This window comes from Spirosoma terrae, assembly GCF_010435915.1.
Taxonomy (GTDB): domain Bacteria; phylum Bacteroidota; class Bacteroidia; order Cytophagales; family Spirosomataceae; genus Spirosoma; species Spirosoma terrae.
The window spans coordinates 89,810-108,400 of sequence record NZ_JAAFZH010000023.1; the positions used below are offsets into that span (position 1 = coordinate 89,810).

Genomic DNA, 18,591 nt, shown 5'->3' on the forward strand with positions numbered 1-18,591 from the left:
ACGTTACTTAACCAATGAATAATCAATATGTTATCGGCGTAGATTTTGGCACTGATTCGGTCCGGGCACTCATTGTGAATACGCAGACGGGCGAAGCTGCCGGAACGCACGTTCACGAGTATGCACGCTGGAAAAAAGGCCTCTATTGCGATCCGGCCGTATCTCAGTTCCGGCAACATCCTCTCGATTATCTGGAAGGTCTGGAGCAGTCGATTAAGGGAGCACTAGCCAAAGCCCCTGCCGACGTACGACAACAGGTAGTAGGTATTTCTATCGATACAACAGGGTCAACGCCCGGTCCGGTCGATGAAACAGGGTTACCCCTGGCGTTACGTCCCGATTTTGCCGAAAACCCAAATGGTATGTTTATCCTTTGGAAAGACCATACGGCCAATGCGGAAGCCGACGAAATTAATAATCTCGCTCACCACTGGGACACTGACTACACCAAATACGTTGGCGGTATTTATTCGTCGGAATGGTTCTGGGCCAAGATTTTACGCACACTACGTGTCGATGAAGCCGTCCGCGACAAAGCGTTCTCCTGGATTGAACACTGCGACTGGGTATCGGCAGTACTGACCGGGAATACCAATCCACTCACACTACGTCGGTCGCGGTGCGCGGCTGGCCATAAAGCGCTGTGGCATAGCGAATTTGACGGCCTCCCTTCGAACGAATTCCTGACTAAACTCGATCCATTGCTGGATGGCTTACGCGATCGGCTGTTCCACGATACCTACACAGCCGATCAGGCTATGGGAAACCTTTCGGCCGAATGGGCTGAAAAACTCGGTTTGTCTACCGATGTCGTGATTGGTGTTGGCGCGTTCGATGCGCACATGGGCGCCATTGGCGCTGAAATTGAGCCCTATGCATTTGTACGTATCATCGGTACGTCAACCTGCGACATTCTGATGGCTCCTAATGACGAGATTGGACATCGGCTGATTCGGGGAATTTGCGGGCAGGTCGACGGATCAGTAGCACCGGGTATGCTGGGGCTGGAAGCCGGGCAATCGGCCTTTGGCGATGTGTATGCCTGGTTTTCACGGCTGATTACCAAACCGGTCCGGGAGCTACTGGGCGATGAAGCGGCCGACGCCATGAGTCAACGACTGATTCCTCATCTGTCAGAGCAGGCTGCTACGTTACCCATTACCGAAAACGACCTAATTGCGCTCGACTGGATCAACGGACGGCGAACTCCCGATGCCAATCATACGCTTAAAGGAGCCATTGCCGGGCTGAATCTGGGAACCGATGCTGCCAGAGTTTTCAAGTCGCTGGTCGAAGCAACGGCCTTTGGCTCCCGTAGCATCGTCGATCGATTCGTTGAAGAAGGCGTACCTATCAAAAAAGTGATTGCGATTGGTGGTGTAGCGAAAAAATCGCCGTTTGTGATGCAAACACTGGCCGATGTTCTGAATAAACCCATTCAGGTAGCTAGTTCCGACCAAGCGTGTGCGTTAGGAGCAGCCATGTGCGCATCGGTAGCCGCTGGCGTGCATCCAACTATGGAAGCAGCGCAGCAGGCTATGGGATCAGGTTTCGACGCCCAGTACACACCCCGCCCCGACCAGGTGGCCATCTACGAAAAGCTCTATCAAAAATATCGGAAGCTCGGCGCGTTTGTCGAAGGCCGTTAAAACATATCCAGCTAGTCCCATTAACTACTTATCTAAATTCTCTGAATCAACCATGTTGAATCTTAAGCAGTTTGAAGTTTGGTTTATAACCGGAAGCCAGCATTTATATGGTGAAGAAACATTAAAACAGGTCGATGATCATTCGCAGGTTATTGCTGATTTCTTCGATAAAGCGCCACAAATTCCAGTACGTGTTGTTTTTAAGCCCGTTGTCAAAACGCCCGACGAAATCTATAAAATCTGTCAGGAAGCGAACGTAGCGCCCAACTGCGTAGGTGTCATTACGTGGATGCATACGTTCTCGCCCGCTAAAATGTGGATTCGGGGGTTGAGCATCCTGAAAAAGCCATTACTCCATCTGCACACCCAATTTAACCGCGATATTCCGTGGGGGCAGATCGACATGGACTTCATGAATCTAAACCAATCGGCCCACGGCGACCGGGAGTTTGGGTTCATCATGTCGCGGATGCGCCTGAATCGGAAAGTGGTGGTTGGCTTCTGGCAGGAAAATGCCGTTATCGAAAAAATTGCGGCCTGGGCGCGCGTAGCGGTAGGTGCTTACGAGTTAAGAACCATGAAGGTTGTTCGGTTCGGCGATAACATGCGTCAGGTAGCCGTAACCGATGGCGATAAAGTAGCCGCCGAAATGACGTTCGGCATGGCCGTTAACACCCACGGGATTGGCGACCTGGTGGCGGTGATCAATCAGGTGACAGATGCTGAAATTGACCAGCTGGTTACGGAGTATGCGGACAGCTACACCCTGATGGCATCGTTGCAAAAAGGTGGTGCTCAACACAGTTCTCTGCGCGATGCGGCCAAGATTGAAATCGGTTTGCGGGCCTTCTTACAGGATGGCGGCTTCACTGCTTATACCGATACGTTCGAAGACCTCCACGGTATGACGCAACTGCCGGGTATTGCATCTCAGCGACTGATGGCCGATGGCTATGGCTTCGGTGGCGAAGGCGACTGGAAAACAGCCGCGATGGTTCGCACCATGAAAGTGATGGCGTCGGGTCTGAAAGGCGGCAACTCCTTCATGGAAGATTATACGTATCATTTCGACCCAAGTAACTCGCTCGTTCTGGGTTCACACATGCTCGAAATCTGTCCATCGATTGCTGCCGATAAACCGTCCTGCGAAATTCATCCACTGGGCATTGGCGGTAAAGCCGACCCGGTACGACTGGTATTCAACGCACCAGCCGGTCCAGCTATTAACGTATCACTGATCGACATGGGCAATCGGTTCCGGCTGCTGGTCAACGAGGTCGAAGCCGTAGACGTAACGGAAGCCCTGCCTAAACTACCCGTTGCCAGAGCCCTCTGGAAACCTTATCCCGATATGCACACCGGCTGTGCCGCCTGGATTCTGGCGGGTGGTGCTCACCATACGGTGTATAGCCAAAATTTAACGACCGAATCGATCGAAGACTTCGCTGACATCTTCGGGGTTGAACTCGTCGTTATCGACAAAAACACGACGTTACGTCAGCTTAAGAACGAGCTTCGCTGGAGCGAGGCATCGTATCGATAAACGCCAGTAGCCCGGACGTGACCGTCCGGGAAGACAACCAGTTTTTTTCACTCGGTCGTGGACGCTAGTACGCTAGCCCGGCCAGACTACTAAATCCATGAAAAAACCATTCCTAACCCTTGCTTTAGCCTCGCTGAGTCTGCTGGCTTCGGCTCAAACCAAAGTAACCCTTAACGCTGACGAAGGTAAACACCTAATCAGTCGGCACCTCTACGGCCATTTTGCTGAACACCTGGGCCGGTGTATTTATGATGGTTTCTACGTTGGCGAAAACAATACAAAAATTCCGAATAAAAACGGAGTTCGACTGGATGTTGTCGATGCGTTGAAAAAAATGAAAATCCCTAACCTGCGCTGGCCGGGCGGCTGCTTCGCCGATACGTATCACTGGAAAGACGGAATCGGGCCGAAAGCCAAACGGCCTAAAATCGTCAATACGTGGTGGGGGGGCGTAACGGAAGACAATAGCTTCGGCACACACGATTTCCTGAATATGTGTGAGTTACTGGGCACCGAGCCCTATTTGTCGGGCAACGTTGGTAGTGGCACGGTGCAGGAACTGTCGGAGTGGGTACAATACGTGAATTTTGAGAAAGACAGCCCAATGTCCAATCTCCGCCAGCAAAATGGCCGCGTCAAGCCCTGGAACGTACGCTACTGGGGCGTTGCCAACGAAGCCTGGGGTTGTGGCGGCAACATGACGGCCGACTATTACGCTAATCTGTATAAGCAGTATAGCACGTTTATGAACACGCAGGTCGGTAAAGAAAAGATTTATCGGATTGCATCGGGTGCCAGCGACAACGATTATAACTGGACCGAGACGCTGATGAAAAATATCCCAGGCAAACTGATGGAAGCCGTTGCTCTGCACCATTACTCGGTGTTATCATGGGGCGAAGGCCAGAAAAGTTCAGCGACTCAGTTCAGCGACCAGGAGTATTTTAAGACAATGCAGCAGGCTCTGCTGATGGACGAACTGATCGAAAAGCATTCGGCTGTTATGGACAAATACGATCCAGAAAAGAAGATTGCGCTGATCGTTGATGAGTGGGGAGGCTGGTATAACGTAGAACCAGGCACCAATCCGGGATTCCTGTACCAGCAAAACACCATGCGCGATGCCGTACTGGCGGGAGCAACGCTCAATATTTTCCATAAGCACTGTGAACGTGTGCGGATGGCGAATCTGGCGCAGGCAGTCAACGTATTGCAGGCGGTTATCCTAACCAAAGGTGATAAAATGCTGCTGACACCGACGTATCACGTACTGGAAATGTATAACGTTCATCAGGACGCCACCATGCTGCCCGTTACGGTCAAATCGGAGGATTACACACTGGACAATCAGAAACTACCGGCCGTGTCGGTATCGGCCTCGCGCGATAAAGCGGGTAAAGTACACGTATCGCTGGTAAACATTGATCCCTCGAAACCACAGGAAATCTCGGTCGACCTGAAAGGTCTGAAAGCTAGCGGTTTAACAGGCCGTATTCTAACATCGGCTAACGTCCGGGATCACAATACGTTCGAAAACCTGACCAAAGTGAAGCCTGCAGCATTTAACGGGGCCAAACTATCCGGCGATAAGCTAACGGTCAATCTGCCCCCCGTATCGGTCGTTGTTCTGGAACTCTAATCAATGAACGAGCGAATGATTGGTAAGCCCGTACCGGCTGCCTGAATCAATCATTCGCTCGTTCCCTCAGTCAATCATTACGTATGTATACGTCATTAAAAGAAGAATGTTACGAGGCCAATATGCAATTGCCAAAGCTGGGCCTGGTTCTGTTTACATTTGGTAATGTCAGTGCCGTCGACCGTGAGAAAGGCGTGTTTGCCATTAAACCGAGCGGTGTTCCGTACGAAAAGCTGCAGCCTAACGATATTGTCATCTGCGATTACGATGCGCAGGTGGTAGAAGGAAGTATGCGACCATCGTCTGACACGAAAACACACGCGCTTCTCTACAAAACCTGGGATACGATCGGCGGCATTTCGCATACCCACAGCACCTACGCGGTTGCCTGGGCGCAGGCTGGTTTAGACATCCCCATTTTCGGAACTACCCACGCCGATCATACGCATCAGGATATTCCCTGTGCGCCAGTTCTGACCGACGCCATGATCGAAGGTGATTATGAGCACGAAACTGGTCATCAGATTTTTAACTGCTTTGCCGAGAAAGGATTAGTTAACAGCGAAATGGAAATGGTTCTCCTGCAAAACCACGGTCCATTCACCTGGGGCAAAACCGCCGAGAAAGCGGTCTATAATTCGGCCGTACTGGAAGAGCTGGCTAAAATGGCTTATCTGACTCTGCAAATCAATCCAAATACACCACGGATCAAAGACACACTACGTATGAAACATTATGAGCGTAAACACGGCAAGAATGCCTACTACGGCCAGGGCTGTTAACCTCCACCTTTATTCCTAAACAGAAACCCACATGAAACTTGGACTCGAAACGATAGACTACGTAATTTTTCTGGTCTACTTCGTGATTGTTGCGTCGTACGGCTACTGGGTATATACCCACAAAGGCAAGCAAACTGCCGACTCAAAAGACTTCTTTCTGGCCGAAGGATCACTAACCTGGTGGGCAATTGGTGCCTCAATTATTGCGTCGAATATTTCTGCTGAGCAATTCATTGGCATGAGCGGTCAGGCCTTTCAGCTTGGGCTGGCCATTTCCGTTTATGAGCTGGTTGGCGGATTGTCGCTGGTGATCATCGCCATTTATTTTCTGCCGATGTACATCAAGAACAACATTTACACCATGCCACAATTCCTGCAAATGCGCTACGACAAGCGACTGGCAACGATTATGGCGGTGTTCTGGCTGTTTCTGTACATTCTGGTCAATCTTACCTCTATTATCTACCTGGGGGCGCTGAGTCTGGAAAAAATGACGGGTTTTGCTTTTATGCCCTGCGCCATTTTCCTGACCGTATTTGCCGTTTTCATTACGTTAGGCGGTATGAAAGTAATCGGTTATACCGACGTAATACAGGTCGTTTGTCTGGTTGTGGGTGGCCTTGCCACTACGTATCTGGCGCTTAGCTTATTGTCTGATAAAGTAGGAACAGGCGCGGGTATTTTCGAAGGATTAAGCCTGATCAAAGAAAAAGCCGACAGCCATATGCACATGATTTTCCAGAAAGGCGAGTACTTCGTGCATGACGGACGCGGTGGCAAAATAGATGCCTATAACCAGCTTCCCGGCCTGATGATGTTTATTATTGGTGGCCAATGGATCGTAAACTTCAACTACTTCGGTTGCAATCAGTACATGATCCAGCGTGCGCTCGGTGCCGACCTGACCACGGCCCGCAATGGCGTTCTGTTTGCTGCTTTCCTGAAACTGATGATGCCTTTTATTGTGGTATTACCCGGTCTGGCGGCTTACGTATTGTTTCAGGAAAACGCGGATGCGGCCATTGTTCAGGGGATAACGGATGGCAGCATCGTGAAGCCCGATAATGCGTATCCCGTATTGCTGAATATTCTGCCGGTGGGCCTGAAAGGGCTATCCTTTGCGGCTCTGACGGCGGCTATCGTTGCATCGCTGGCCGGAAAAGCGAATAGTATTTCAACGATCTACATGCTCGATATTCACCAAAAATTCATCAATCCGACTATCAGTGAGAAACAAACTGTTTGGCTCGGTCGAGTGGCTATCGTGGTGTCGTTTATTATCGCGCTGGTGATCAGCCCATTTCTCAAAAACTTCGGACAAGGCTTCGAGTACATTCAGGAATATACCGGCTTCATTTCACCGGGTATCCTCTGTATTTTCCTGCTGGGTATGTTCTGGAAAAAGGCAACAACCAATGGCGCATTGGCCGCTGCGTTGCTGAGTATTCCCCTATCGACCTATCTGAAATTCAACGCCCCCGACATCCCATTCCTGAATCGAATGGGCATGGTATTCTGGGCATGCGTGCTGGTGGAGGTTACGATAAGTCTGATCGAATCCCGAAACAAAGAAAACCCCAACGCTTTCCTTGTTAAGTCGAGCTGGTTTGAGGTCAAAAAACCGTTTGTACTAGGAACCGTGGCGGTTGTGGGATTGGTACTGCTGATCTTTACGGTGTTTTATTAAGAGGTATAGAACGCAGATTTTTATGATGGTTATGATTTAAAATGATCTTAACTAATCATAAAAATCTGCGTTCCATACTTTTTATTTCCGGCGACTTTCCAGGAAGTTTTCGATACGATCCATAGCCACCGTCAGTTCATCGACCGTGGGCAGACAAACGATTCGGAAGTGGTCGTTACGTACGTAATTGAATCCATTGCCCGACACGACCAAGACTTTTTGTTCGGTCAGCAGATTCAGCACAAAATCATCGTCATCCTCCAGCCGGAACTGCGACAGGTCAATTTTCGGGAAAATATATAACGCTCCCTGTGGCTTCACACACGTAACGCCCGGAATCGCAATCATTCGTTCGTAAGCCAGCATCATCTGCCGGTATAAACGGCCAGTCGGCAGCACCAGATCATTGATACTTTGGTAACCACCCAAGGCCGTCTGAATAGCAAACTGAGTCGGAACGTTGGCGCATAAACGCATACTGGCCAGTAGCGTCAGTCCTTCAATATACGACTTAGCCCGGTGCCGCGCACCGCTCAGAATCATCCAGCCACCCCGAAAGCCCGCAGCCCGGTAGTTTTTCGACAAACCGCCCATCGTAATACAGAGCGTATCCTGAATCATTTTCGAGATCGGATAATGAACAGCTCCATCGTAGAGAATCCGGTCGTAAATCTCATCCGAAAACACGATTAACTTCCGTCGTTCGGCAATCCGGGCAATGCCTTCCAGAATCTCTTTGCTATAAACTGCCCCCGTTGGGTTATTAGGATTGATAACGACAATAGCTCTTGTCCTGGCCGTAATTTTACTTTCCAGATCAGCCAGATCCGGATTCCAGTCCGACGCTTCATCGCAGACGTAGTGAACCGGTTTGCCACCACAGAAAGCCACGGAAGCTGTCCAGAGCGGATAGTCGGGAGAAGGGACCAGCACCTCATCGCCCTCATTGAGCAATGCCTGCATCGACAGCATGATCAGCTCACTGACGCCATTTCCAATATAAATATCATTGATGGCAACGCCCGGCAAGCCAATGTTTTGCGTATGGTGCATGACCGCCTTACGAGCCGCAAACAATCCACGCGAATCGGAATACCCCTGCGCGTTACGTATGTTCAGGATAATGTCGTGCACAATCTCATCCGGCGCATCGAACCCGAACGTAGCGGGGTTACCGATATTCAGACTGATGATTTTATAGCCCTGGCCTTCCAGTTCGAGTGCCTTCTCGTAGATCGGCCCTCGGATATCATATTTAAGATGTATAAGTCGGTCACTCTTAAGAATTTCCATTGCTGGCACTTCTACTTCTAGACTGTCTGATTCCATGCCGCAAAAGTACAGAAAGTAATCAACTTGCCTATTGATTCTGATCGTTAGATGTACGTCAAGTTTAGTTTATATGCATGACCAGACGTTTATGTTCGACAGAATTAACAGGATTTCCAGGATTGTTTGAGAGGAATATTTGCAAAAAAATCCTGTTAATCCTGTCGAACATAAACCCAATCAATTTTACCCACAAAGCACGTAGCACTACGTTACAATCGGGGCAACCACATACCCATCGTAGCGCCAACAATACCAATCCCCATAATAATCGTAAAAAAGAAAATGACTCCCGCCGTGAAAAGGCTAAACGTAGCATTCTGTTTTCGCTGCGCATATACATACATTTCCAGCACTACCAACGAGAGCGGAACAGCATAGGTGATGATAGAAAAAACGGTAAGAAAAGGCCCTGTAAACGTATCAGGATCAAAGCCAGCAGGCCCGCCATTGATGAGTAGCCAGGCCATTAACCCTACCCTGAAAAACCAGACGCCATTAGCTACCATATACAAGCGAAGTGCCCACAGCCTGTGTTTCGCGAACTGACGTTTTCGGGCGTAGTTGATCGTGAGCAGTGCAAACGAAATAATGTAGATGGCCTGAACGCTGATACAAATATGCTGAATGGTATCGCCTACGCTGCCACGAGTCCAGACCATGATTAACCCCGTCGTACTAACAATAATGGCTGTAGTAACGTATAGCCTACCAAGCCAGCGGTGGAACCGAGGGAACTGTGAACGTACCATTGGAATCAGTTGTAAAGGTCCACCAACAACCATGATAGCCGCCAGCAACACATGTAAACCGACCACCATATTGCCTTTCCAATCACCGGCAACGTAACCATGCGGGAGCACTTTGTTCCACCGGGCAAAATCGCCCGAAAAGGTAGATTTGCCGTAGAACAGGATAATATACGTAGCAAATAGCCACTGCCCTATGGTAGCCACGGTGAACCAGACGGTCGCGGCTACAGTCAGGATTTTTGTTCCGTACGGGGCACTTGTTTTAAATGCAGGAAGCGTATTTGGGTCGGCTGTCATAGCAGAAAGGCGTTAAGTTTTAGCCAAACTTAAGGTCGGCCCTTTCGCTGCTAAGTAGACAAATGTCCAATACGGATGAGCGGCAATATGTTGATGTGAGTGTTACAGCAGAGTCTCGCGTCTGAGTCGGCTTAAATGTCGCTGCGTAATTCCCAGATAGGACGCAATATAGCGTAGTGGTACGTGTCTGATGATGCCCGGCTTCTCGCTGAGAAATTTCCGATAGCGATCCTCAGCCGTCAGAGTAGCCATATCGGTCAACCGCTTTTTATCTTGCTCCAGGTGCCGTTGCAGAATCTGAATGGTATAATCTTTCTGCGTACTACTGTGCTTCGCGTCTGACTCTACATCATCCCGGCTAATCCGAAGCAATTCGCAATCCGTAATGCAGTGTAAGTTTTCGTTGGAAACCGTCCGATTCATAAAATGGAAGTAGGACGTAAAAAACCGGGGGCCATCGTTCAGGTCGGTGGTAATTTCGTTGTTGTCGTCATCGACGTGGAAGTTTCGCATATACCCCGACACAATAAAATTATGGTAAAGAGGCACCTGGCCCGCCGACTCGATAATGGTGTCTTTCGGGACAAAAATCGGCTTGAATGACTGACGAATCGACAACTTATCGGCTTCGGGTAATTGTACAATCTCTTCGACGTAATCGAAAATTTTTGCGTAGTAATGCTCCATACAGAAGTGGCTTTACGCAAGATTAACAAGTTAAGTAGATGATTGAAAGCGTTCTACAACGTAGTAGCAACCCCAATGGTCAACAAAGCAACGCTACAAAGAGGCAAGCCGAAACCGCTAGCTCTATTTACAATTTAATGTTTTAGCCAATCTCTGAAACTAGCGGGACGTACTGACAGCCAACTGTGATAAAATGCCAGCAAACTATACAGCATGACGCCTGTTGATACAATTGACGTCCTACCTAACCAGTTAGTAGCTCCCAGATACGTAACAACTGTTATTACCACGATTCCAGCCATTAGCACAACAATAATCAATCTGAGTAACTTATTCATCGGAATATATTTCCAGCCAATCAGTTCTATATGACTATCAGGCTATTCTTTCTATTAGTTTCCTACGCGACTAATTAATAGTATCCCTACGGGTTATTTCGGCCTGAATGTTCTTCAGGCTTTTTGAATACCGTGATGCCATGAATAGAGCAGAAACCAGCAAACTAATCGTGAGGAAAAATCCCCCTTTATGAGTAGCCGACCAAATAGCAAAGCCGACCAGAATACCGACTAACAAAGCGATTGTGACCGTAGTTGTTTTTGATTTCATCTTCTTCTCTTCTGACACTAGTTCATTATGTGTCATTACTGAGTAGTCTTTGTTAGAAAGCATGCTACTTACTATTTACGTTAAGAAAATTATGAACCTGTAAAATTTATTTTACCACCTCACTAATCAGTATAATAGGACTGATATTAGTGTACTTCGGAAAATCGGCCCGGATAGCCTCTCTATGTGGCGCAATAGCAGCCTGATAATCAGTGACACTTTTAACGTAAAAACTGCCAATAGCCATAAAGGGTAACGGAGAGTTAGGGATTCCACTTGAGATTCCTTTTTCGATAGTATAACGTACCAAATTAGACCCCAACAAACCGGCTACGTAGGGCATATGATTTTTTTCGTAGTAATCCATATCGAACGTTTTACCTTCTGCATACGGGTACAAAACTGATACCTTGATCAACCCTTTTTCGACAACATCCGCTTTGGCTTCGAAGCCACGAGCTTGTTTTTGCTGAGCAAATGCTGAAAAATAGGTGCCAAGAACCAATAAAACGAATACGAATTTACTTTTCATAGTGCTGTTTATTTAAGGTGTCCCTGTACGGTTTGGCAACTGTAGACGAAAGGTAAATAAACCTATTTTTTCAACATACTCAACCAGGGGATTTTTGTTATCGAATGTGATTTCGACGGAAATCTATCCATGTGGAGCGCAACAGGAACAGCCAAATTTTAGACCCGCGCTACGTTCTTCTGGAGCGATTCGAATGTCGCCCGAGACATGCCACCAGCGAATCAAACCCGTTCTGTCGCGGGGCGCGCAACCTGTCGACCGAGACCCGAATGCTACGTTGTTTCTTGGCTATGCACCCAACGCCCATAATGGCTGATGGTCAACGAGTTAGCCCATTTCACTACGTTATTTTCAACCTTTACACCCTCATTGGGTTGGGCTGCCGGGCTTCCCAACCGGCGAACATCCTGTCGACGGGAAGCTCAACTTGTTATACTAGCTTTTCTTGCCTGACTCAGAATGTCAACATAGAACATTAAGCAATCCAATATTCTATTTTTTTCATTAATCTTTTCATCTGACCAATTTAGGCCATCCTCAGTGCAAAGATTGTTATCAACATAATTAACTATGGATAAATCAAGACGAGAGATATACTCCTCCTCCAAAAATTCGGAATTAGATAAATACTCGTTCATTAATCTTATTTGCTGTTCAGCGTCGTTGATTGCAGATATTAGCTGAGGTTCATGATTTTGTCTTTCTGTATTTAGCAAGCTAAGCATCCTTTCATACACCTTCACAATTTCTTCTAGTACAGTCCTTATAGAATTTATTCTATCCATATTTATCAAAATTTTGGTTTGATATGATGACACAATGAATTTAAAATGTCACCTAAGGCCCACAAACTGGGGCGTTTCCTGTGTCGCACGCTACGTGCCAAATGCGCTTTTTGCTTACCCGAACGGGACGTTTCTCGTGTCGGCGTTACGTGCCAAATACGCTTTTTTGACTGCCTAACTGGGGCGATTCTCGTGTCCACAGGAGCCGCCTAACGAGCCTCAAGATGGCCGCTGGGACGGCCCCCTTATCGCACGAACGCTGGAAATGCACTCACAACCTTTTGACTCCACCCAACACCAACGGGTGTTGATGGATGAGCACACTACGTTACTGAACAAACGTAGTACTAACCTTTACACCCCTGTTTGGATGTACGTATGCCTTCTAACTCCCTCATTATCAAGCCGCCCCTAAGTTAGCAAAAAGACCCAAATCCGCCCCCGTGATCCCAAACTTGACCAGTTTTTTCTTCATCTGACGTATCTGTTGCTGCTTCACCTGCTCTACGTTCCCTACCACTTTGGTCGGCTCATAGGCTTCCCCTGTCGTCAACATCTTGTACACTATTACTGACAGCTTCCGAGCCGTTGCGGTAATGGCTTTGATCCGCCCCGCCTTGTAAGCAATCCGCAGGAAAAAGGCCGTCATAGGATTGGGCTTCTTCATGTTGCCCAACGAATTGGCCACCAACCGAAACGTATTGGGCAACGTCGATTTGTTCTTCAACGTCTTCTTCGACAACACCTTACCGCCCGATGCCTTGTTGTTTGGTGTAAAGCCCAGCCACTTGGCAAAGGCTTTCGCTGAGTGAAACTTAGCGATAGATTCCCCGACTTCTGCCATAAACGTCAGCAGGGCATCCCGGCCAAAACCGGGTATATTGCTTAGGTCAACCCCTAACAGTTTATGAGCGTACTGCTCAATAGGCAGTCGCGGGGTGTTAGGCGACTGCCGCAGTTTTTGGCGGCCCACACTGGGGTCGGTCACGGCCTGGGGCTGGAGCAGCTCCTTGGTATGATCCGTAAAATGTTGGTCAAGTTCCTTATCTAACCCGGCGATTTCAGCCTGTAAGTTCAGGTAAAGCCGATAATTACTCCGCACCTCGAAGCGCATGGCCCCATTCCAATTGCCCCGGAGCAGTTCAATAATTTCGGCCGGTTTCTTTTTGCAACCACTATCGACCAGAGCCGCCAGTTTAATCGGGTCTTCCTGACCCTGACAAATGGCCGCAATCACCCGTAGCCCGGATACCGAATTGGTATCCGTCAAGACAGCATCCAGCCGGACATTACCCGCCCGTAGAGCCTTCTGGATACGGCGAATATAATCAGCAGCATCCTCGACCAGACTCCGACGCAGTCGTACTAAGGGCCGAATCAGGGTCGAAAACTCATCAGCCAGGAAGATCGGTGGCAGCAAGCCCAAACTGTGCAGAGTGCGGATGTGGATGGCATCCGAGGTGTCGGATTTAAACCGGCGGTAGTTTTTGGTATTGGCACCAGCGGTGACCAAGACCTCAAAACCGGTCTCCTGTAAAACGTTGACCAGCGGCTTCTCGTAGCCACCGGTAGCCTCCATAGCCACGTGTCTGACCTGATGCTCAGTTAGCCACTGAGCCAGCCGAAACAGTTCTTTGGTGGACACGCCGAACTGCCGGACGTGTTGCTTGGGGTCATCCCCGACAGCCACGACATGGAATTATGAACCCACATCAATACCGGCCACCTGCTGGTGGACGATGGGCATAGTCAGATAGTCCTGCTGCTTTTTCATTACTGAAAGGGGTTAACAGTAAACAAAAAGGCTATCAGCGGGCTATCAACTATAAACAAAAGTAGGATGTACGGGGTAACGGCTGTGGCCGTTCCACCAGGGGCATGTTCAGGGCATCCGCTTCTAGACAGAACCGGACAACAGATAGCCAAATCGGGAGGTTGGCCGGGTTGTTTAGCACCAACACAAGAGACGACCTTCCCATAAAGGGCTACTGATAGGCTCGGTAAAGATAGAGCCCAATCTGCTACTCCTGGTCTCATGCGTTTTCGTGCATGTGTTCGCCTGCGAACTTGGTGGAGGTTGGGCTGCCAAGCCTGCCCACCGGGACGTGCTCCCTGTCGCCGGGAAGCCCCCAACCGGAGTAAAAAAGGTTATGCTTTTAGTACATCTTTCCAACTGGACAAGGCGTCAGGGGCTTTCACTTGCACTTCGTTTAAGAAGCCAACTTTTACCTCGTCATAGGTGGCTACTAAGTCTGCCATTTCGAATTTCACTTTCTGCCAATCTGGGTCGCCTTCCGCTGCACTTATTGGTGAGTCAATTATAGAAAGAAAACATAAGCCATCCTCAAAATCGAACTGATAAGCTGGTTGCCCTTGCTCACCTTCGTCGAACAGATATGTTTTCTCCCCTTGACGATAGCTGACAATTACATTTGACAACTCTTCAAACCAAGTGTTGAAACATACATCCTCGGCTCCGAAATAGCCCATATAAGGAACCGTCACATTGTCAATCTTAAAATCTAACAGGCCGTGGATATGTCTGAACGCACTATCATCATTTAGTACTTTTACTACTTTATAATTCAAAGAGACAGACATATTGAAAACTTTACGCGAATTAAAGCCTGACTTATCGGGGCGTTTCCTTTGTCGCCCGCAACCCGGAAATGGAAATCTAAAGCAACTCAACCGGGACACTTCTTGTGTCAACGGGAGCCGCCTAACGAGCCAAAACCGCCCCGTTGCGGGACGGGCTCCCTGTCGCACGCGAGCCCACCACTACGTTGTTTTCAGCCTGTTCCCGCCACCCAACGACCACAGGGGTTGATGGATGAGCACGCTACGTGCCTGAACAGCGACAACTTCCAACCTTTACACCCCTGTTTGGTTGGGCTGTCCTACTTTCCACCGGGACGTGCTCCCTGTCGCCAGACAGGGAAGCAGCGCCGAGCGAATCGCTAACACACGCATCCGATTTTCAGACTAGCGCGAAGCCTGCTGCTACGTGTTTGCCGAGCGCGAAGCTTTTTGCTACGTTGTCGCGGGACGAGCATCCTGTCGACCGCTACGTTGCCAATTCGCTTTTGTCTGCCTGCCCAACTCCGGCGCTTCTTGTGTCGACCGAAACCGGACTGACGAACTAAAAGCTTGCCTGTCGAGACGTGCAACCTGTCGCACGGAAGCCCACTGCTACATTATTGGCTGTTCGTTGCACCCAACGACCCAGGGGGTTGATGGCGTGGATGCCAGCCACCTGAACGAACGTACCTGTCGCCTTTACACCCCCTGCTGGTTGGGCTGCAAACCCGCCCTCGGGACGAGCGTCCTGTCGACGGGAAGCTACCTATGTGTGGTAAATTAAGTATCACTTCCCCACCATAGGGCAGTAAACACGGCAACCATAAATATCACTACAACTACCGCTAAGAACTGTCCAATGCGCTCTAAGAATTTCAACTTCTTAAAACGAGAGAGCCACAAGCAAGTAAAAACTAAGAATACCCCAGCAACCAAAGTTAGAGCGAAAATGCTCATGAATGCGGCCATTGGGTTAAAGTACATCGGTTTACTCTTTCTATCAATTTTGACAATTTACCTGTCGGAGTGGTTGGTTTGTCGCACGCTACGCAGCAAACAACCCCAAAGTCCACATGTGGGGCGATTCTCGTGTCAACCGGAACCAGCCCAACAAGCCCAAAAGCCTGCCTGTCGAGACGTGCATCCTGTCGACCCAAACCCGGCCACTACGTTGTTTTTCAGCTTATTCCCTCCACCCAACGACCATGAGGGTTGATGGAGTGCCGCACAAGTTACTCAAACTAACGTACTTTTGACCTTTACACCCTCATTTGGTTGGGCTGCCCAGCTCAACCTCGGGACGCGCTTCCTGTCGACAGACAGGCAAGCAGCGCGAAGCGAAGCACAACGCACGACAGCCGCTTAAAGACCAGCGCCAAGCCAAACGCAACGCTACGTGTCTGCCGAGCGCGAAGCTTTTTTGCTACGTTGTCACGGGGCGATTGCCCTGTCGACGCTACGTGGCCAACGCACTTTGTCAGCCTGCCCAACTCCGGCGGTTCTGGTGTCGACCAAAACCCGACTGACGAGCTAAAAGCCTACCTGTCGAGACGTGCATCCTGTCGACCGAAACCCGAACGCTACGTTGTTTTTCAGCTTGTTCGCTCCACCCAACGACCACAGGGGCTGATGGATGAGGAAACTACTCCAGTCAACAAACGTAACCTCAACCTTTACACCCCTGTTTGGTTGGGCTGCCAGCCGTCCCACGGGACGTGCATCTTGTCAGCGGTAGCCTGCCCACGCGGAACGTAATGCACTCAATTCTAAGCTGCTTTGAATACCAATTTCCTGTATGCTTTGTAAATCAAGTAGCCAACCGTCACAATGTTAACAATATTCCAAATGGTTAAGGTAACCGAAATGGTTCGGTCGAATGGAGTCATACTTACCCAACTCCAGTATTCACCTTTTGACTCATCGTAACTATCATCATATCTCATCAAGGCAACGCCCAAGCATGCGTAAATAAAAAGGTCTGTTGCGACTAAAGCCACAACAATTACCGTTTTGACAAAAATGTTATTGGCTTTACCCATTTGCTTACTCTAAACTTGACTAACAAGGCGGTTGGCTTGTCAGCCGACATACCTCAGCGAGTGTTGAACTTACCTAACTTGAGTATTTGCCCTGTCAACCGGAACTTGCCCAACGAGCTAAAAGCCTGCTTGTCGAGACGATCGGCCTGTCGACCGGAACCTGCCACACGCTACGTTATTTTCACGACGCTACGTCCGTTTTCGCTTTTTGTGTTCACCCAACGCCCACAGGTGTTGATGGTGAGGAACGAGCCTTTACACACCTGCCCGGTTGGGCTGAAAATTCTCCTACGGGACGAGCATCTTGTCACAGATAGCCTGCCCACGCGGAGCGAACACAACGCACTTCGAAGCCTTTTTATATCTAACGAAAAAGTATTTACGAAGAAGGGGAAATTTGGAACTCGTCAGCCCATAACTAGTGCTGGATTTTGTTCCAAGGTTGAGTTACTTCCAACTGTTTCATAGTATTCCGTGCGATGGTGCAGATGTCTGTTGATATACTGATAATTAATTAGTTGCGTCCGAGCATTTTAAATAAATACTATGGTGGTAGCAGTTAGTTTTTATATTGGCTGAAATAATTCATTTTCCTCCATACATACTAGTTTGTAGTGTCTTGGAAAATACCAACTTAAAAAATGCAAGAATGAATTAACAGATTCGGAGTCAGTTTTTTTAAACATCTTTGGAAGTATATTGAATGTCAATGTCAATTTATTGTCTTTATCAATCCATAACATTAAACAAATTTTTGTATCCAATCCCCAACTCTTTAAAAAATTTCTAATTACATTTCTTGCATCTTGTGGTAAATATGTTTCAGATGGATTTCCTATTCTTACTCTGTTACTATTTACCATTCTATCTGTAACTATACCCGTAAACGGATTCGTTATATTATTTGAGTAAAATTTACTGTTTAAATAAAAATCAACAACATCTCCATAAGAAAATACCCAATCTGGTTCTTCTTTATCAGCATTTATTGCAATTCCAAGTCCGTCTGATATTAGATAATCCGAAACCATATGGTTTACTACAAAACATTCAAATTCTTTATTTGGCTCTGGTAATAGTAAGTAGAGTTGTTGCAAGGGTGATAGTCAGTTCGTTTGTAAGTGCTCAACTAAGTTAATTTTGTGGCATGAATTTCTCAACTGTTAACTTACGAACAGACCGGCATTGGCGCTCAGCTACCGGGCTTGACCAGAATCGATTTCAAAAGCTGCTCCATTTGCTACCTGCTGCTTATGAACAACTGTACGGGCAATCTATGGAACAACGCCATAAAGATTGTCCTGACGAGCCAACCCTGAGTAGTTATGAAGACCTGCTGTTATTCACTTTATTCTCGTTGAAATCAGGGCTTTCTTTCGATTTGTTGGGCTTAACTACAGGCATGGATGGCTCTACCGCCAAGCGTAATCAGGATATTGGTCTGGCCCTGGTTAAGCAAGCCTTAAGTCAGTCGGGACATCTGCCAAAGACCCATTTCGATAACGCCGAAAGTTTCAAAGCTTACTTCAAAGACAAAGGTCCTGTGCTGATTGATGCCACTGAGCAACGGACCCAGCGACCAACGGATACCGATTACCAGAAAGGCATGTATAGTGGTAAAAAAAAGCCCATACTGTCAAGTCGTTGATTTTGGCTACGGCTGACCGCTATCTTCATTATG

At 48.3% G+C, this 18,591-nt stretch carries 20 protein-coding genes; 11 read left to right on the forward strand and 9 right to left on the reverse strand.

The window, feature by feature from the left end; genetic code table 11:
• Positions 1–14: 14 nt before the first annotated feature.
• From GK108_RS29635 to GK108_RS29655, 5 genes are all read left to right on the forward strand, one after another.
• Positions 15–1,649 carry a ribulokinase gene (locus GK108_RS29635; protein ID WP_163955213.1) on the forward strand — a complete coding sequence of 545 codons (1,635 nt, stop codon included), beginning with the start codon at positions 15–17 and terminating at the stop codon, positions 1,647–1,649.
• A gap of 52 nt (positions 1,650–1,701) precedes the next feature.
• A complete protein-coding gene (gene araA / locus GK108_RS29640; RefSeq protein ID WP_163955214.1) occupies positions 1,702–3,192 on the forward strand; it encodes an L-arabinose isomerase in 1,491 nt (496 codons plus the stop codon).
• Positions 3,193–3,289: 97 nt separating this feature from the next.
• Positions 3,290–4,831, forward strand: coding sequence for an alpha-N-arabinofuranosidase (locus GK108_RS29645; protein ID WP_163955215.1), 1,542 nt, complete (start codon positions 3,290–3,292; stop codon positions 4,829–4,831).
• Positions 4,832–4,914: 83 nt separating this feature from the next.
• Entirely contained in the window at positions 4,915–5,613 is a 699-nt protein-coding gene (locus tag GK108_RS29650) for an L-ribulose-5-phosphate 4-epimerase (protein ID WP_163955216.1), read from the forward strand.
• Between the two features lie 31 nt (positions 5,614–5,644).
• On the forward strand, positions 5,645–7,300 hold the full coding sequence (locus GK108_RS29655; RefSeq protein ID WP_163955217.1) for a sodium/sugar symporter: 1,656 nt from the start codon (positions 5,645–5,647) through the stop codon (positions 7,298–7,300).
• A gap of 81 nt (positions 7,301–7,381) precedes the next feature.
• On the opposite strand, the gene GK108_RS29660 is transcribed toward GK108_RS29655, so the two are convergent.
• The 5 genes from GK108_RS29660 to GK108_RS29680 form a co-directional block, all read right to left on the reverse strand.
• On the reverse strand, positions 7,382–8,593 hold the full coding sequence (locus tag GK108_RS29660) for a pyridoxal phosphate-dependent aminotransferase (RefSeq protein ID WP_163955237.1): 1,212 nt from the start codon (positions 8,591–8,593) through the stop codon (positions 7,382–7,384).
• Between the two features lie 248 nt (positions 8,594–8,841).
• On the reverse strand, positions 8,842–9,678 hold the full coding sequence (locus GK108_RS29665) for a DUF2306 domain-containing protein (RefSeq protein WP_163955218.1): 837 nt from the start codon (positions 9,676–9,678) through the stop codon (positions 8,842–8,844).
• A 102-nt stretch (positions 9,679–9,780) separates the two neighbouring features.
• On the reverse strand, positions 9,781–10,365 hold the full coding sequence (locus tag GK108_RS29670) for a Crp/Fnr family transcriptional regulator (protein ID WP_163955219.1): 585 nt from the start codon (positions 10,363–10,365) through the stop codon (positions 9,781–9,783).
• Between the two features lie 408 nt (positions 10,366–10,773).
• Positions 10,774–11,010, reverse strand: a complete 237-nt coding sequence (locus GK108_RS29675) for a hypothetical protein (protein ID WP_246225272.1) — start codon at positions 11,008–11,010, stop codon at positions 10,774–10,776.
• Positions 11,011–11,080: 70 nt separating this feature from the next.
• The gene (locus tag GK108_RS29680) at positions 11,081–11,506 is read right to left on the reverse strand and encodes an EthD family reductase (protein WP_163955221.1); all 426 of its coding nucleotides are present in this window, start codon (positions 11,504–11,506) and stop codon (positions 11,081–11,083) included.
• A gap of 94 nt (positions 11,507–11,600) precedes the next feature.
• Between GK108_RS29680 and GK108_RS29685 the strand changes: the two genes are divergently transcribed.
• Positions 11,601–11,822 (forward strand): hypothetical protein, encoded by a 222-nt coding sequence (locus tag GK108_RS29685; protein ID WP_163955222.1) that lies wholly within the window; start codon positions 11,601–11,603, stop codon positions 11,820–11,822.
• Positions 11,823–11,928: 106 nt separating this feature from the next.
• Here GK108_RS29685 and GK108_RS29690 read toward each other — a convergent pair whose 3' ends face one another.
• The 3 genes from GK108_RS29690 to GK108_RS29700 form a co-directional block, all read right to left on the reverse strand.
• Positions 11,929–12,291 carry a hypothetical protein gene (locus GK108_RS29690; protein WP_163955223.1) on the reverse strand — a complete coding sequence of 121 codons (363 nt, stop codon included), beginning with the start codon at positions 12,289–12,291 and terminating at the stop codon, positions 11,929–11,931.
• Positions 12,292–12,691: 400 nt separating this feature from the next.
• Complete coding sequence (locus tag GK108_RS29695) at positions 12,692–13,981, reverse strand: IS110 family RNA-guided transposase (RefSeq protein WP_317166596.1); 1,290 nt, start codon at positions 13,979–13,981, stop codon at positions 12,692–12,694.
• Between the two features lie 458 nt (positions 13,982–14,439).
• Positions 14,440–14,892 (reverse strand): hypothetical protein, encoded by a 453-nt coding sequence (locus GK108_RS29700; protein ID WP_163955224.1) that lies wholly within the window; start codon positions 14,890–14,892, stop codon positions 14,440–14,442.
• 245 nt (positions 14,893–15,137) lie between these two features.
• Here GK108_RS29700 and GK108_RS29705 point away from each other — a divergent pair, with 245 nt between their 5' ends.
• The 4 genes from GK108_RS29705 (at position 15,138) to GK108_RS29720 (ending at position 17,227) form a co-directional block, all read left to right on the forward strand.
• Complete coding sequence (locus tag GK108_RS29705) at positions 15,138–15,437, forward strand: hypothetical protein (protein WP_163955225.1); 300 nt, start codon at positions 15,138–15,140, stop codon at positions 15,435–15,437.
• Positions 15,438–15,820: 383 nt separating this feature from the next.
• Positions 15,821–16,087 carry a hypothetical protein gene (locus GK108_RS29710; protein ID WP_163955226.1) on the forward strand — a complete coding sequence of 89 codons (267 nt, stop codon included), beginning with the start codon at positions 15,821–15,823 and terminating at the stop codon, positions 16,085–16,087.
• A 59-nt stretch (positions 16,088–16,146) separates the two neighbouring features.
• The gene (locus GK108_RS29715) at positions 16,147–16,626 is read left to right on the forward strand and encodes a hypothetical protein (protein ID WP_163955227.1); all 480 of its coding nucleotides are present in this window, start codon (positions 16,147–16,149) and stop codon (positions 16,624–16,626) included.
• A gap of 370 nt (positions 16,627–16,996) precedes the next feature.
• On the forward strand, positions 16,997–17,227 hold the full coding sequence (locus GK108_RS29720; RefSeq protein ID WP_163955228.1) for a hypothetical protein: 231 nt from the start codon (positions 16,997–16,999) through the stop codon (positions 17,225–17,227).
• A 249-nt stretch (positions 17,228–17,476) separates the two neighbouring features.
• Here the strand turns inward: GK108_RS29720 and GK108_RS29725 are convergent, their stop codons facing one another.
• Positions 17,477–18,007 carry a hypothetical protein gene (locus GK108_RS29725; protein ID WP_163955229.1) on the reverse strand — a complete coding sequence of 177 codons (531 nt, stop codon included), beginning with the start codon at positions 18,005–18,007 and terminating at the stop codon, positions 17,477–17,479.
• 50 nt (positions 18,008–18,057) lie between these two features.
• On the opposite strand from GK108_RS29725, the gene GK108_RS29730 reads away from it, so the two are divergent.
• Positions 18,058–18,558: a hypothetical protein gene (locus tag GK108_RS29730; protein WP_163955230.1), complete on the forward strand. Its 501-nt coding sequence runs from the start codon at positions 18,058–18,060 to the stop codon at positions 18,556–18,558.
• The last annotated feature ends 33 nt before the right edge of the window (positions 18,559–18,591 follow it).